14 protein-coding genes are annotated in these 14,812 nt (G+C 57.9%); 7 read left to right on the forward strand and 7 right to left on the reverse strand.

Features of this window, described 5'->3' with window-relative positions; all coding sequences use genetic code 11:
• Positions 1–57 precede the first annotated feature (57 nt).
• Positions 58–918 (forward strand): phytanoyl-CoA dioxygenase family protein, encoded by an 861-nt coding sequence (locus J7394_RS12490; RefSeq protein ID WP_209253441.1) that lies wholly within the window; start codon positions 58–60, stop codon positions 916–918.
• A gap of 9 nt (positions 919–927) precedes the next feature.
• Here J7394_RS12490 and J7394_RS12495 read toward each other — a convergent pair whose 3' ends face one another.
• On the reverse strand, positions 928–2,232 hold the full coding sequence (locus tag J7394_RS12495; RefSeq protein ID WP_209253442.1) for a UDP-glucose/GDP-mannose dehydrogenase family protein: 1,305 nt from the start codon (positions 2,230–2,232) through the stop codon (positions 928–930).
• A gap of 159 nt (positions 2,233–2,391) precedes the next feature.
• Between J7394_RS12495 and gmd the strand changes: the two genes are divergently transcribed.
• Positions 2,392–3,516, forward strand: a complete 1,125-nt coding sequence (gene gmd, locus J7394_RS12500) for a GDP-mannose 4,6-dehydratase (RefSeq protein ID WP_209253444.1) — start codon at positions 2,392–2,394, stop codon at positions 3,514–3,516.
• A 10-nt stretch (positions 3,517–3,526) separates the two neighbouring features.
• Entirely contained in the window at positions 3,527–4,504 is a 978-nt protein-coding gene (locus J7394_RS12505) for a GDP-L-fucose synthase (RefSeq protein ID WP_209253446.1), read from the forward strand.
• A 32-nt stretch (positions 4,505–4,536) separates the two neighbouring features.
• On the opposite strand, the gene J7394_RS12510 is transcribed toward J7394_RS12505, so the two are convergent.
• The 4 genes from J7394_RS12510 to J7394_RS12525 form a co-directional block, all read right to left on the reverse strand.
• Positions 4,537–5,607, reverse strand: coding sequence for a DUF2793 domain-containing protein (locus J7394_RS12510; RefSeq protein WP_209253448.1), 1,071 nt, complete (start codon positions 5,605–5,607; stop codon positions 4,537–4,539).
• 151 nt (positions 5,608–5,758) lie between these two features.
• On the reverse strand, positions 5,759–7,189 hold the full coding sequence (locus tag J7394_RS12515) for a mannose-1-phosphate guanylyltransferase/mannose-6-phosphate isomerase (protein WP_209253450.1): 1,431 nt from the start codon (positions 7,187–7,189) through the stop codon (positions 5,759–5,761).
• Between the two features lie 40 nt (positions 7,190–7,229).
• A complete protein-coding gene (gene galU, locus J7394_RS12520) occupies positions 7,230–8,123 on the reverse strand; it encodes a UTP--glucose-1-phosphate uridylyltransferase GalU (RefSeq protein ID WP_170639686.1) in 894 nt (297 codons plus the stop codon).
• Positions 8,124–8,527: 404 nt separating this feature from the next.
• Entirely contained in the window at positions 8,528–9,763 is a 1,236-nt protein-coding gene (locus J7394_RS12525) for a lytic murein transglycosylase (RefSeq protein ID WP_209253452.1), read from the reverse strand.
• A gap of 152 nt (positions 9,764–9,915) precedes the next feature.
• Here J7394_RS12525 and J7394_RS12530 point away from each other — a divergent pair, with 152 nt between their 5' ends.
• From J7394_RS12530 to J7394_RS12545, 4 genes are read left to right on the forward strand one after another with little or no spacing between them, the layout of a single operon-like run.
• Positions 9,916–10,875, forward strand: coding sequence for a cytochrome ubiquinol oxidase subunit II (locus J7394_RS12530; RefSeq protein ID WP_209253454.1), 960 nt, complete (start codon positions 9,916–9,918; stop codon positions 10,873–10,875).
• Positions 10,872–12,959 (forward strand): cbb3-type cytochrome c oxidase subunit I, encoded by a 2,088-nt coding sequence (locus J7394_RS12535; RefSeq protein WP_209253457.1) that lies wholly within the window; start codon positions 10,872–10,874, stop codon positions 12,957–12,959. Before J7394_RS12530 ends, J7394_RS12535 begins: the two co-directional genes overlap by 4 nt.
• The gene (locus J7394_RS12540) at positions 12,956–13,588 is read left to right on the forward strand and encodes a cytochrome c oxidase subunit 3 (RefSeq protein ID WP_209253459.1); all 633 of its coding nucleotides are present in this window, start codon (positions 12,956–12,958) and stop codon (positions 13,586–13,588) included. The genes J7394_RS12535 and J7394_RS12540 overlap by 4 nt, the downstream gene beginning before the upstream one ends.
• On the forward strand, positions 13,581–13,907 hold the full coding sequence (locus J7394_RS12545) for a cytochrome o ubiquinol/quinol oxidase subunit IV (RefSeq protein WP_247748193.1): 327 nt from the start codon (positions 13,581–13,583) through the stop codon (positions 13,905–13,907). The genes J7394_RS12540 and J7394_RS12545 overlap by 8 nt, the downstream gene beginning before the upstream one ends.
• 8 nt (positions 13,908–13,915) lie before the next feature.
• On the opposite strand, the gene crcB is transcribed toward J7394_RS12545, so the two are convergent.
• Together crcB and J7394_RS12555 are read right to left on the reverse strand one after the other, a co-directional pair.
• Positions 13,916–14,278 carry a fluoride efflux transporter CrcB gene (crcB, locus tag J7394_RS12550; protein WP_170378334.1) on the reverse strand — a complete coding sequence of 121 codons (363 nt, stop codon included), beginning with the start codon at positions 14,276–14,278 and terminating at the stop codon, positions 13,916–13,918.
• Positions 14,275–14,688, reverse strand: a complete 414-nt coding sequence (locus J7394_RS12555; protein ID WP_371812004.1) for a CrcB family protein — start codon at positions 14,686–14,688, stop codon at positions 14,275–14,277. Before J7394_RS12555 ends, crcB begins: the two co-directional genes overlap by 4 nt.
• Between the last annotated feature and the right edge of the window lie 124 nt (positions 14,689–14,812).

Consider the following 14,812-nt stretch of genomic DNA (forward strand, 5'->3'; position numbering starts at 1 on the left):
TTTTGACCCGTGCCCACTCGCGGATACCCTTTGCACATACAGCGAATAGGTGACCCCATGGCGACGACTCTAACGCAGCAACAATCCGACCAGTATTGGGAGGATGGCTATCTCTTTCCTCTCTCCGTCTTTTCCGAAGCCGAGGCCACCGGTTTCCGAACCGAGCTGGAACAGATTGAGAGTGACTGGCTGGAGGCTGATCTGCCCTTGCCTTTGAACACCTATAAGCGGGTCAATGCGCATCTGGTCATGCCGTTGGCAGCGCGCATCGCGCAGGATCCTCGTGTTCTGGATGTGGTCGAGGGCGTTCTGGGCCCTGATATCATGATCTGGTCGGCCGAGTTTTTCATCAAGGAAGCCAACACCGTGCAAACGGTAGGTATGCATCAAGACCTGACCTATTGGGGCATGGGGGAAACGCCGGATCAGGTCACGGCCTGGATTGCTCTGTCCCCGGCGACGGTAAGTAGCGGGTGTATGGATTTCGTGCGCGCCAGCCACAAGAACCCGATCTTGCCGCATACCGATACATATTCGGAAACGAACCTGTTGTCCCGCGGGCAAGAGGTGGCCGTCGAAGTCGCCGAGATCGACAAGACCCATATCGAACTCGCGCCCGGCCAGATGTCGCTGCATCACGGGCTGACGATCCACGGGTCAGGGCCGAACCAGTCCGAGGACCGGCGGATTGGGTTGGCTATCCGCTATCTCAGTCCCGGAGCACAACAGCTGGTGGCGGACCGGGACTATGCGCTGCTGGCGAGAGGCTCGGACAAACACAGCAATTTCGTGCCGGTTCAAGCACCTACAGAATTGTTCTCATCCGATGCATTAACAACGTATGAGCAAGTACGGCGGGATCAGAGCAAAGCACTGGCCGAAGGGGCAGACGCGTCGGTTCCGCTCTATGCAGGTTGAGGTGGGCGGTTAACGCCCGACCCCCACATATGTTTCAAAACCCGCTTTTTCGACACTGTCCTGAGAATAGACGTTGCGCAGATCCACCATGCGCGGCGTCTTCATCGCTCCGCCAAGTTCGCTTAGGTTCAAGGCGCGGAACTCGTTCCATTCGGTCAGAAGAACAACGACGTCGGCATCTTTGGCCGCCGCGTATGGGTCATCACACCAATCCACGCCGGGCAGCAGCGCCTCGCCCTCGGCACGGCCTTGCGGGTCGACCACGCGCACTTTGGCCCCGCCGCCGATCAAGGCCGGAATGATGGTCAGGGACGGGGCATCGCGCATATCGTCGGTGTTGGGTTTGAACGTCACCCCCAGCACCGTCACGGTCTTGCGGTTGAAACTGTCGTCGCAAGCGTCGCGGATCTTGTCGATCATTCGCTTTTTCACGGCGTCATTAACGCGGATCACGGCCTCGGTGATCTGCATCGGATGAGCGTGTTCCTGTCCGATCCGGGCCAGAGCGGCGGTATCTTTCGGAAAACACGATCCGCCATAGCCGGGCCCCGCATGCAGGAATTTATTGCCGATCCGACCATCCAGCCCGATTCCGCGCGACACCTCTTTGACGTCGGCGCCCACCTTCTCGCACAGGCCAGCGATCTCGTTGATGAAGGTGATCTTCGTCGCGAGGAAGGCGTTGGCGGCGTATTTGATCATCTCGGCGCTTTCCAGATCGGTGGTCAGAATCGGGAAATCTCTCAGATAGAGCGGGCGATAGATCTCGGCCATGACCTCGGCAGCGCGGTCGTTTTCCACGCCGACCACAACCCGGTCAGGACGCATGAAGTCGTCGATCGCAGCCCCTTCGCGCAGGAATTCCGGGTTCGAGGCAACATCGAACTGCGCATTCGGGTTGGCGGCGGAGACGACCTGCTGCACCTTCCGGTTGGTGCCGACGGGCACGGTGGATTTTGTCACAATCACAGCATAGTCGGTCAGCGCATTGGCGATCTCTTCAGCTGCAGCCATCACATAGGTTAGATCGGCGTGACCGTCACCGCGTCGCGTCGGTGTGCCGACGGCGATGAAAACCGCATCCGCTTCGTCAACGGCGTCTTGCAGGTTGGTCGTAAAACTAAGCCGCCCGGCGGCCACATTCTTGGCCATGAGGGTGTCCAGCCCCGGCTCATAAATCGGAACCTCACCGGCTTGCAGCATCTGGATTTTCTGCTCGGACTTGTCGACACAGATGACATCATGGCCGAAATCCGAAAAACACACCCCTGACACCAAACCCACATAGCCGGTGCCGATCATCGCAATACGCAAGCTCGAATTCCTTTTTTTTGTCTCGGCCGAAATGCGCCTGCACAATCAAAGAAAACGTGGTCAGGTGCAATGCCAGATTGTCGCCTTGGGTTGCATTCCATACGCTCTTGCTGTTTTTGAGACGTCAAACAGACGCATTTGTGGAAACGAGGCACAGTTATGACCAAAACGGCATTGATCACCGGCATTACCGGTCAGGACGGATCGTATCTGGCCGAGTTTCTGCTTGAAAAAGGTTATGAGGTGCATGGGATCAAGCGGCGTGCTTCCTCGTTCAACACGCAGCGGATCGACCATATCTATCAGGACCCGCACGAGCCGAACCCCAAACTGCATCTGCACTATGGCGATCTGAGCGACACGTCCAACCTGACACGGATCATCCAGCAGGTGCAGCCTGATGAGGTCTACAACCTCGGGGCCCAATCGCATGTGGCGGTCAGCTTCGAGTCCCCCGAGTACACGGCTGACGTGGATGCGATTGGGACGCTGCGTCTTCTCGAAGCGATCCGGTTTCTGGGACTGGAGGAGAAGTGCCGCTTCTATCAGGCCTCCACTTCCGAGCTTTATGGGCTGGTGCAGGAAACACCTCAACGCGAGACCACGCCGTTCCACCCGCGCTCGCCCTATGCTGTGGCCAAGCTTTATTCCTACTGGATTACCGTGAATTATCGTGAGGCCTACGGGATGTATGCCTGCAACGGCATCCTGTTCAACCACGAAAGCCCGCGCCGGGGTGAGACCTTCGTGACCCGTAAAATCACGCGCGGCCTGGCGAATATTGCGCAGGGTCTCGAAGATTGCTTGCATATGGGCAATATCGACAGCCTGCGGGACTGGGGCCATGCAAAGGACTATGTCCGCATGCAGTGGCTGATGCTGCAGCAGGACACGCCCGAGGATTTCGTGATCGCGACCGGGGTGCAATATTCCGTGCGTCAGTTCATCGAATGGTCCGCCGCCGAGCTGGGCGTGACGCTGGAATTCACCGGCGAAGGCGTTGATGAAATTGCAACCGTCAAAGCTGTAGAGGGCGACAAGGCTCCGGCGCTGAAGCCTGGGGATGTCGTGATGCGGATCAACCCCCGCTACTTCCGTCCGGCTGAGGTGGAGACTCTGTTGGGTGATCCGTCCAAAGCCAAGCAGAAACTGGGCTGGGTGCCCGAGTTGACGGTACAGGACATGTGCGAAGAGATGGTGCGCGAAGACCTCAAGACAGCCCAGCGCCACGCTCTGTTGAAGCAACACGGATATGAGATGCCCGTGAGCTTGGAAAACGGCTGAGGACTCAACCATGCGCAAAATCTACGTAGCAGGGCACCGTGGCATGGTTGGCGGAGCCATCCTGCGCAAATTGCAGGATCGGCAGGCGGCTGGAGAGGCCCTGACCCTGATCACCCGCACGCATTCCGAACTGGATTTGACCGATCAAGCTGCGGTACGCGCCTTCATGCAGGCTGAGAAACCCGATGTGGTTGTGCTGGCTGCGGCCAAGGTGGGTGGTATTCATGCCAACAATACCTACCCAGCTGATTTTATTTACAAAAACCTGATGATCGAATGCAACGTGATCCATCAGGCATTTGAGGCCGGAGTCAAACACCTACTCCAGCTTGGCAGCTCTTGCATCTACCCGCGTGAGGCGGCACAGCCGATGCGCGAAGACGCCCTGCTGACGGGTATTCTGGAACCCACCAACGAACCCTACGCGGTGGCCAAGATCGCTGGGATCAAGTTGTGCGAAAGCTACAACCGGCAGCACGGGGTGGATTATCGCTCGGTCATGCCGACCAATCTCTATGGGCCGGGCGACAATTTCCACCCCGAAAACAGCCATGTGCTGCCCGCCCTGATCCGCCGTTTCCACGAAGCGCAGCGGGACGGTTTGGATGAGGTGGTGATCTGGGGTACCGGCAAACCCCGCCGTGAATTCCTGCACGTGGATGACATGGCCGAGGCGTCTCTGTTCGTGCTGGACCTTCCGCGTGACGTCTACGAGGCTAACACGCAGCCGATGCTCAGCCATATCAACGTCGGGTGCGGGTCTGACATCTCGATTGGCGAACTTGCGGCGCTGGTGGCGCAGGTCACGGGCTTCAAGGGGCGGATCACGCAGGATACCTCAAAGCCCGACGGGACCCTTCGCAAGTTGATGGATGTGTCACGTCTGGCGGATATGGGATGGACGGCCTCGATCGGGCTTGAGGACGGTATTCGCGAAACCTACGCTTGGTTTCTTGAACAGTCTCAGGGCGATCTTCGCGCGAAATAGAGGCCCGAACCCCAAGGTCCGGGCCAATTCCCTCAGAACCAACGTCCAATCGCGGTCAGAGACGGCGCGCGGGCTGTGGCATCTGATGTGGTGGAAAGAACCTTGCAAACGACCTGACTGGTCGAAGGTTCGTCGGCCCCAACGAACCGGCCCGCGCTGCCACCGCTGCCGCTGACAGACGGGGTCGCCGCGAAAACGACCGGGAAGGTCCACGTCTCCGTGTTGCTAGCGAAAAGCGCGCCTTCAGCAATGGTACAACCTGTGGCGGTCAGGGTTGCGGTACAAATCTGAGTGCCGTCTGCGAAGCGGACATAGTCGCCCGTTGCGGTGCTGCCGCGTTCGATCACTGCACCCGTCGGAGCGCCCGCGTTTTCCGACACCGACCCCAGCAGATTGCCGGGTCCGTACCCATAGTCGGCCCGCATCAAGCGCCCAGCCGTGGTATCCGTCGGGCTGTTTTGAACGGCGGCGCCGCTGGCGATACCCGTGGCGGGATCAAGCCGCAGGGCGTCTGTCCAACTGCCACCATCCGGTGACACTTTGATCGAGAACCCGGTGCTGCCGGAAAGGCCCATCTCGGCGTGACCCGTCCAGTTGGATTGAAACAGCAGCGACGCAGTTTCGCCAGAGCCGGACTTGTTGATCTTCAGCTGGTGGCCTCCACCCTCATGGCTCAGCAAGGTTGCAGGGCCACGAACGGATAGGCGGTTGGTGCTGTCATAGCCTGTGGCAACGCCTAAACCGGGCAAGTTCGACGTCTCAACCGGAGGGTTGACCCACCCGCTGCCATCCCACAGTTTCATATGTCCGTCGGCCTGATCCCAGGCGCGCCAGCCTGTCTGCGGGGTCAGGAAATGCCAAGCGGTATCAATCCAGGCAGCCAATTCACCCGCATGACCGTCCCAATCCCCGATCGGGTTCGCGCCCAGCCCATGAATCTCACCCTGTTCCGGTGTGGTGGGTGGATTTGTGCTGCTGGTCGACACAACGCTCAGCTGCACCACGAGGTCCAACTGGCGCAGGGCCTCGTTATGGGTGACATGTTTCTGAGCCTGAGACGGCTGCAGAAACGGCAGGTTCAATCGGGGTGAGGTCTGAGACACGGGCGTCCTCCTTAGGCTGTCGGTCCGACATTTCGTTGCGCGCCACCCTGCCGCAGGACGCGTGAATTCTGTCTGACCGAAGCGAACGCCCGGAGGTGTTTCTGTTTACCTTTTCACCTGAATCTCGTGCAAGAAGCTGAATTCAAACAGTTTAACTGCGTGAGTAAATGTCTTCATAGCGGATGATGTCATCCTCACCCAGATACGTGCCTGTCTGGACCTCGATCAGCACCATGGGCACCTTGCCGGGGTTTTCCATCCGATGGACCGCACCCAAAGGAATGTAGACAGACTGATTTTCGGAAACCAGACGCTCTTCCTCGTCGATTGTGACCTTGGCGGTGCCCTCCACCACGATCCAGTGTTCGGACCGATGGTGATGCGACTGCAGGCTAAGCGCCGCGCCGGGATGGACGTGGATGCGCTTGACCTGAAACCGGTCGCCGATCACCAGGCTTTCGAACCAGCCCCAAGGGCGGTGATCCACGGGCAGGGATTCGGCCTGTTTCGCACCTTTGGCCTTCAGCGCGGTCACGGCCTTTTTGACATCCTGCGCCTTGTCCATGCTGGCGACCAGAACCGCGTCGGGCATGGCGACGGCGATCACGTCCTGCAAACCCAGCGCTACAACCTCCTGCGCCGGAGATTCCGAGCGGACTAGCACGTTTTGACAGTCAATCGCCGTGACTTCGCCGGATGTCGCGACGCTATCTGAGTCGGGATGGGTCAACTCTTGCACCGCGGACCAACTGCCGACATCCGACCAACCAGCCGCATAGGGCACAACGCTCAGGTTGTTCGCTTTTTCCATCACTGCATAGTCGATCGAGATATCTTCGACCTCAGACCACGCCTCGGCATCCAGTCTGAGGAAGCCAAGGTCACTTTTGGCGTTTTCGACAGCGTTTTTGACAGGGCTCATCAGGGCAGGGGCGTGTTGTTCGAATGCGGTGATGATGTCGCGAACGGCGAACAGGAAGATGCCCGAGTTCCACAGATAGCTGCCATCGGCCAGCATGGATTCGGCGGTTTCAAGATCGGGCTTTTCAACGAACCGATCCAGAGGCACCGCGCAGGTTTCGGGCGTTTGGCTCAATTTCAGGTAGCCATAGCCGGTTTCCGGCCGATCCGGAGTGATGCCGAAGGTCAGCAGATCACCACGCTCGGCAATCGCGCGCAAACCCTCAGAGACCGCGTCGTGAAAGGCGCTGGAATCGGGGACCACGTGGTCAGATGGAGCCACCAACATAACCGCATCCGGGTCGATTTCATTCAGGAACAAGGCTGCGGCCAGAACGGCGGGTGCAGTGTTGCGTCCTTCGGGTTCGATCAGAACCGGGCCGGGGTCTATGCCAATCTCGGTCAATTGCTCCGGCACGACGAACCGAAAGGCCTCATTCGTGAGGACTACAGGTTTGGCGTAAGGCGCAGCTTCTGGCCCACGCATTCTGAGGGCGCAATCCTGCAACAGGCTGTTTTCGCCCAGCAAAGGCACAAACTGCTTGGGATAGCTTTTCCGCGAGAGCGGCCACAAACGGGTTCCAGACCCCCCGCATAGAATTACTGGGTATACGGTTGTCATGATCGCGCAGCGTCTTTCATTTCTGTGTCTTATCGCCCGTTTACTGGGCAGCTTTCTCAGCCGAGACAAGGTCGTGCAGATACGCGCTCAGGTCGTCGCGCAGATCATCACGGGCCAAGGCAAATGCAACCGTCGCCTGCAGGAATCCAGCTTTCGATCCGCAGTCGAAGCGTTGACCGTCAAATTTGTATCCAAAGACAGGAACACCGTTGCGGATATCTTCGGCGATGGCGTCGGTCAGCTGGATCTCTCCACCGCTGCCTTTCTTCTTTTGGTTCAAATTGTACAGAACTGACGGCCCAAGCACATAACGGCCGATGACTGCGAGGTTTGAGGGCGCATCCTCAGGCTTGGGCTTTTCGACCATGCCGCGCGTACGCACGACCGTGCCCACATTGTCACCCACATCCAACACCCCGTAAGAGCTGGTTTTTTCTGGCGGAACCTCCATCGCGGCAACCATATTGCCGCCGGTTTCTTCATAAGCTTCGATCATCTGCTGCAAACAGGGCTTGTCGGCGGCGATGACGTCATCGGGCAGCATGACGGCGAAAGGCTCATCCCCGATCAGACGGCGCGCGCACCAGACCGCGTGGCCAAGCCCAAGCGCCTTGTGCTGGCGGATATAAGCGATGGCGCCGCTTTCCATGTTTGTCGCATTGAGCGTATCCAGCAGTTTGTCTTTGCCTTTGGCTTTCAGCTCTTGTTCCAGAACGAGGTTATGGTCGAAATAATCCTCAAGCGCGGATTTCCCGCGGGACGTGACAAATATGAACTCGGTGATCCCAGCAGCGCGGGCTTCGTCGATGGCGTACTGGACCAGAGGGCGGTCAACCAGCGTCATGATCTCTTTCGGGACGGATTTCGTCGCGGGCAAAAAGCGTGTTCCAAGTCCTGCTACGGGGAAAATCGCCTTGGTGACCTTGCGTGTCATAGTGCCTCTCAATCTAGTTGCCCCTTATGGTCGAAACCGGTCGGGTTATTCCTCTTAGGCTTTGGGGCCGGATCATTCAATATTACCCGAAGGGCCTGAGCTTAAATCGGTCAGATCGTGCCATGGCGGGAACAGCAAGTCAAAAGACAGTTATGTTGCCAGTTTCTGGTTTCTGGGGCTGTTACCTCAAGCCTGGAGGCCGCTTAGTTGAAGCACTCCAGTATCGAGTTCTGGGCGATGTATCCATAACGGGTTGATTCTAAACAGCCGCGCCAAGCCTGTGCGACATCTCCGGTCAATAGAGAGGCCGTGCATCAAGCCAATTTGGGCAAGCCTGCCAATTGGGCCAAAATAAGCAACGATAGTCGTGAAAAACAAACATTGTTGACTTAGGCTAGGCGTGGTTACTGCCCAAGTTCAGAGACAAGCGAATTGTCAGGGAAACACGTCTCGGCCCGACCTTGCGTTTTCTGCCAGCGTCCGATTGAGCGTCGCGTTTTGAAACCTGGCAGCCCATCTGCACCGCCGACATCATGGCCAAGGCGTTCCAACTCTCTTTGCATCGCTGCAATTTCTGATCGGTATAGCGGGTCAACTTCACCCCAGCGCGCCGTGAAGTCTCCGACGCCGAATGCAATCCGATCCCCGACATGACCCACGAACAGGGCGTATAGATCGCTCTTGTTGTATTTTTTCAGGACATAGAAATTCTGCGTCACCAAAAACGCAGGTCCGGTTCGACCTGCGGGCATCATCAGGAACCCCTGGGCGGGCAATTCATGGGCTGGAAACGGGCGGCCCGATGTTCGCGTGATCCCCATAGAGGCCCATTCCTCGATTGCGCGCCCCTGATCAGGCCCCTCCAGCGCGCAGCTGACTGTATCAGGCACAACAACCTCAAACCCCCAATCACGGCCCGAAATCCATCCGTGTTGAGCCAGGTAGTTAGCGATCGAGGCGATCGTGTCCTCTTCGGATTGCCAGATATCTGCGCTGGCATCGCCGTCTCCGTCCACGGCGTAAGTCAGAAAACTCGAGGGCATGAACTGCGGCTGCCCCAGCGCTCCGGCCCAACTGCTTTTCATCTCGCGGCCGTTCAAATGCCCTGCTTCTGCGATTTGCAAGGCAGCCAGCAACTCGGCCGTGAAATACTGCGAGCGGGTGCTCATGAACCCTTTTGTCGCGAGGACCTGGAACGCGTTGTGTGGGATCGCCACTTGGCCATAGCCGCTTTCACGTCCCCAGATGGCGAGGATGATACGGGACGGAACGCCAGTTTCGGCCTCGACACGGGCAAGTACCGCCGCGTGCCGTTTGGCCATTTTGCGCCCCTGAGCAGTCGCGCCCTGCAAAGAGCCGGCTTTGAAATAACGCGCAGGCGCTCCGAATTCGGCCTGCGATTGTGGCTTTGAAGACTGTGGAGGGCTTCCCGGCGGCACCAGATCGGGAAGATCCCATTTCAATGTCACGCCGGACAGCGCTCGTGTCATGGTCTGGCGCGAAACACCTTTGGCGCGGGCTTGCGGCCACACCGTTTCCTGCAACCAGTTTTGAAACTGACGCTCAACCTTGGCGCGATCTTGCGCGTTGGCTGCCAGGGGCTGGATGGCAAGGCAAAAAATCAAAATGAGAATACGCATCGTAGCCAAGCTGTGTCCCGACGATGCCTGCAAGTCAACCGAAACCAGAGCATCATTGGTGCCAGCATGAGCGCGGCAATCAAAAGCCTTGAGAAATGTCCTTCCTTTGCCGATAGTTGCACTGAAACGGATGCGAAAGAGGACAGTCGCCTATGACCAAGGTCAGAACGGCCCTCATATCGGTGACGACGCTGATGGTCCTTCTGGTGGTGTTATCGACCGGGACAGCAGGCGCCAGTGACAGCTTCATGGATCCTCAGGGACCAATCGCGGCGGTGCAGAAGGCACATCTTTTGCGGGCAACGTGGTTGATTTTGATCGCTGTTGTGCCTGTTCTTGTTCTGGTTCCGCTGATTGCGCTGCGATATCGCCGCCAGAAGGGCGGTACAGCTGCTTACAGGCCAGACTGGGACTTCTCGCCCCGGCTCGAGATGGTGATGTGGGGCGTTCCAGTGGTGATCGTCACGATTTTGTCGATCTACTTGTGGAAAGCGACCCATCGTCTGGACCCTTACGCGGCTCCCTTTGGGGATGAACCTGCAGTACAGGTTCACGTCGTGGGTCTCGATTGGAAATGGTTGTTCATCTATCCCGATCTCGGGATCGCGACCGTGGGTGAGATGGGCATTCCCGTCAAACAACAGATCGCTCTGACCCTGACAACGGACACAGTCATGCAGTCTTTCATGATCCCTGCCTTGGCCGGGCAGATTTACGCAATGCCGGGCATGACCACTCAGCTGCATTTGGTCGCAGATCAACCCGAACAGATGCAAGGCGAGAATACGCAATATAACGGGCGCGGTTTCACAAAACAAAAGTTCGAAACGCTTGCCCTGTCGGCGGATGATTTTGACGCTTGGGTCGAAACTGTGCGCCAGAACGGTATCGTGTTGGATGCTGCGACGTATAAGACTGTCGCCATGCGCTCGGACCGGGATGAGGTGCAGCAGGCCCTCGGAACCTCAGATATGCCTGAAAGCGCCTTGTATTTCCGTTTGGATGACGGTGATTTGTTTCATTCCATTCTGCATCGCTATCACTCTGGCCAAGCCTTGCCGCACGATCAGCAACCGGGAACAGCCTCATACGGGCAGGGGGGCGGCCAATGACGTCAGACACTGGTTTTTTCGGCCGCCTCAGTTGGGACGCGTTTCCCATTGCCGGACTGATCCAGAACCCCAACGCAAATGAGATCGTCGCCAATGCCGCCGCTGCCGTGGTCATAGTCGGAGCCGCCGCCGTTGTCTTCCTCCTGTCATGGTTTCGGCTGTGGGGGCCGCTGTGGCGCGACTGGCTGACTAGCGCCGACCACAAGAAAATCGGCATCATGTACATCGTCTTTGCCATCGTCATGCTGGCCCGCGGTGTGCTGGAAGGCGTTGTCATGCGCGCCCAACAGGCGGCCGGGCCGGGCGACGGTTTCCTTGAGGCCGAGCATTTCGCCGAACTCTTCAGCACGCACGGCACGATCATGATTTTCTTTGTTGCTGTGCCCTTTGTCTTTGGCATCGCGAACTACGTCATTCCACTGATGATCGGCGCGCGGGACGTCGCCTTTCCTGTGATGAACCAGATCAGCCTGGGGCTGACCGTTTCGGCGGGCATGATGCTGATGGTGTCGCTGGTGGTCGGAGAGTTCTCGACCGGGGGATGGACCGCTTATCCGCCCTATACCGGGGCCGCGTTCAACCCTGGTGTAGGGCCCGATTACTGGATCTGGGCCATAGTCGTGTCGGGGATCGGAACGACTCTGACCGGGATCAATTTTGCCGTCACGATCTACAAGTTACGGGCGCCGGGCATGACGTTCATGCGGCTGCCGATGTATTGCTGGACGATCATCTGCAGCTCAATCCTGATCGTCTTTGCGATGCCGCCGCTCGGGGTCGCGGCCTTGTTGCTGGCAGCTGATCGCTATCTGGATTTTCATTTCTTCACCAATGACCTCGGCGGCAACATGATGAATTACGCCAACCTGTTCTGGCTGTTCGGCCACCCTGAGGTCTACCTGCTGGTCCTGCCCGCCTATGGCATATATTCCGAGGTCTTTGCGACCTTCTCGGCCAAGCGCATCTATGGCTATACCTCGCTGGTGATTGCCACCATGTCCATCGCAGTCCTTTCCTTCACCGTTTGGCTGCACCACTTCTTCACCATGGGTCAAAGCGCGCTGATCAACGCTGTGTTCGGCATCGCGACCATGCTGATTGCCATTCCCACCGGAGTGAAAGTCTATGACTGGATGGCAACACTCTGGCGGGGCCGTATCCGGTTTTCGGTCCCAATGCTCTATGGGCTGGCCTTCCTGATGTTGTTCGTGATCGGCGGCCTGAGCGGAGTGATCCTGGCCAATCCAACCGTTGACTATCAGGTCCATAACACCCTGTTTCTGGTGGCGCATTTCCACAATGTTCTGCTGCCCGGCGTGCTGTTTGGCTTGCTCGCGGCCTATAACTACTGGTTCCCCAAGGCGTTTGGGTTTCGTCTGCATGAAGGGTGGGGCAGGGTGACGGTTGCGCTCTGGACTATTGGGTTCATGCTGACCTTCCTGCCGCTCTACTTTGTCGGCCTGATGGGCATGCCGCGCCGGTCCTTCAGTTGGGAGGACCCGAGCTTTCACCCTTATATGATCGTCGCGGTGGTCGGAGCATTGATCATCACAGCCGCGCTGCTATCGGTTCTGGTCCAGCTTTGGGTCAGCATCCGCGACCGCGACAAAACCCGCGTTCCTGTGGGCGACCCATGGGATGGCCGCTCGTTGGAATGGTCGATCCCGGCACCGCCACCGCCCTACAACTTTGCTATCATCCCGCAAGTAACCGCGCGGGATGACTTCGCCACCGCCAAAGAGCGCGGCACGGCCTATCCCACCCCTGACGCCTATGAGGATATCGAGATGCCGCGCAATACCGGGATCGGGTTCATCCTCTGCGTGACCAGCGGTATCTGGATGTTTGCGCTGGTCTGGTGGATCTGGTGGCTGGCAGCGCTTATGACGGTTGCTATGATCCTTGCCTTTATCATCTGGACTTTCGGCACCAGCACCGAAATCACCATCCCCGCCGAGGAGGTCCGCAAGGAACACGAGGCCTGGCTTGCACTGGTTCACCGCGAAACCGCCGTGGATCGAGACCACGAGACGGCGACGGAAAACCGAGGCCTTGCCCGGCCCGATATGGAGGTGGTGACATGAAACGTGCCCCGACCCATAGCTATCCCGGCATCAACCTCGGTGAACGCCACGCTAGCGCTCATAAAGCGTCCGAAGTCGTCACCTTCGGCTTCTGGGTCTTCCTGATGAGCGATCTGGTCTATTTCGGCCTGATGTTCGCGATCTACATCACGATGATCGACGCGCAGGCGGGCGGTCCCGGCCCGCATGAACTGTTCGACCTCAAAAGTATCTTCGCGCAAACCATGATTCTGTTGACCAGCAGCCTGACAGTCGGGTTGGCCATGCTGGCTCTGAAATACAACCTGCCAAGGTCAAAGATCATTCTGTGGTTCGGAGTAACGCTGTTCTTGGGCCTCAGCTTCCTTGTTTTAGAGATCCGAGACTTCATGGCGATGGTGGAGAAGGGCGGTATTCCGCAACGCAGCGGCTTCCTGTCGGTTTTCTATGGGCTGGTGCCGTTGCACGGGCTGCATGTGGCAGCGGGCTGTGTGTGGTTGATTGTTTTAGGCATTCAACTGCGCGTCATGGGCATGACCGATCTGGTCATCTCACGCGTCGTGCGCCTTGCGTTGTTCTGGCACTTTCTCGACCTGATCTGGATCGGCATCATCACAATCGTCTATTTCGGAGGTCTGACCTATGGATAAACGCTCCGAGATGCACCGGCGCGAGCAGCGGCGCTATGTCATTGGCTACGGAGGCTCGCTGCTTTTGACGCTTGTGATGTTCGGCGTTGCACAGGTGTTCGGCATTGAAACGACCGGCGTGTATCTGACCATCGGTCTGTTGGGTCTGGCGCAGCTGATCTTTCAACTGGTCTATTTCCTGCACATTGACCGACGGCGCAGCAGCCGCGAGGATCTGGATCTGATCCTGTTTTCGACCCTTGTTCTGTTGATTATCATTCTCGGAACGGTCTGGATCTTGGGCAACCTTGCGGTCCGAATGCACATGCACGCAATGTAGCCGGCACGTCAGCGTGTTATGACGAGACCCAACCACAACGCGCCCCAACACATCACAAGGCTGACGACGATATTGCCTGCCGCCAGAGCCAGTGTTTGCTTGCGCCGCAATTCTAGCGATTGATAGGCGAAGCTGGAAAAAGTGGTAAACCCGCCGCAAAAGCCGAATACCAATCGCTTTTCCTCCTCGCCCATGTCGACGGGGCCTCCCAGATAGCCCAGCCACAGCCCAAGCAACAGGCTGCCAAGCACATTCACTATCAAGGTTGAGAGAGGGAGGTCATGCGTGATCCGCAGCGCCACCCAATGTCGAAGCACAGCACCCAAACCACCGCCTAGGCCAAACAGAGCATGCAGGTACAGATTCGTCATGCGGACCCCCGACCTGCATGAAAACGCCGCCCGAGGGCCTCACCGGCGATTGCGGCACCCAGGCCAACTGCAATTTCCAACCCCGCCGCCGTCACTGCCGCCCCAAGCGTGTTTGCAGCCAACCGTTCAAGTTCGGCCACGAATGAAGAGAACGTAGACAGGCCACCACAAAATCCGACGGCTCCGAGGTGCAAAACATGCGCGTGAACCCGATGGCGAATGGAATACAGCCAGCCAAGAACGAAACAGGCGAGAATATTGATCCCGAACGTCGCCGTCAGGATGGACGCGCCCGGGATTTCCATCGAGAAAAACTCTCGGACCACAGAACCCAATGCACCGCCGACAAAGACGGCTAGAAACATCAAGACGCTGACTTGTGTACCTGATTGAGTGTCCCGCGTGCTCACTCTGCCTGTCCTTTTCGCCGATCTGTCAGGCGTCGCGCCCCAAAAACACCAGATCGATCAAACCCGTAACGCGATTTCACAAACGCGTCTCCTTTGATTGCAAACTGTCTGAGGGCTTGCAATC

The organism is Ruegeria sp. R13_0 (assembly GCF_017743995.1).
Taxonomy (GTDB): domain Bacteria; phylum Pseudomonadota; class Alphaproteobacteria; order Rhodobacterales; family Rhodobacteraceae; genus Ruegeria.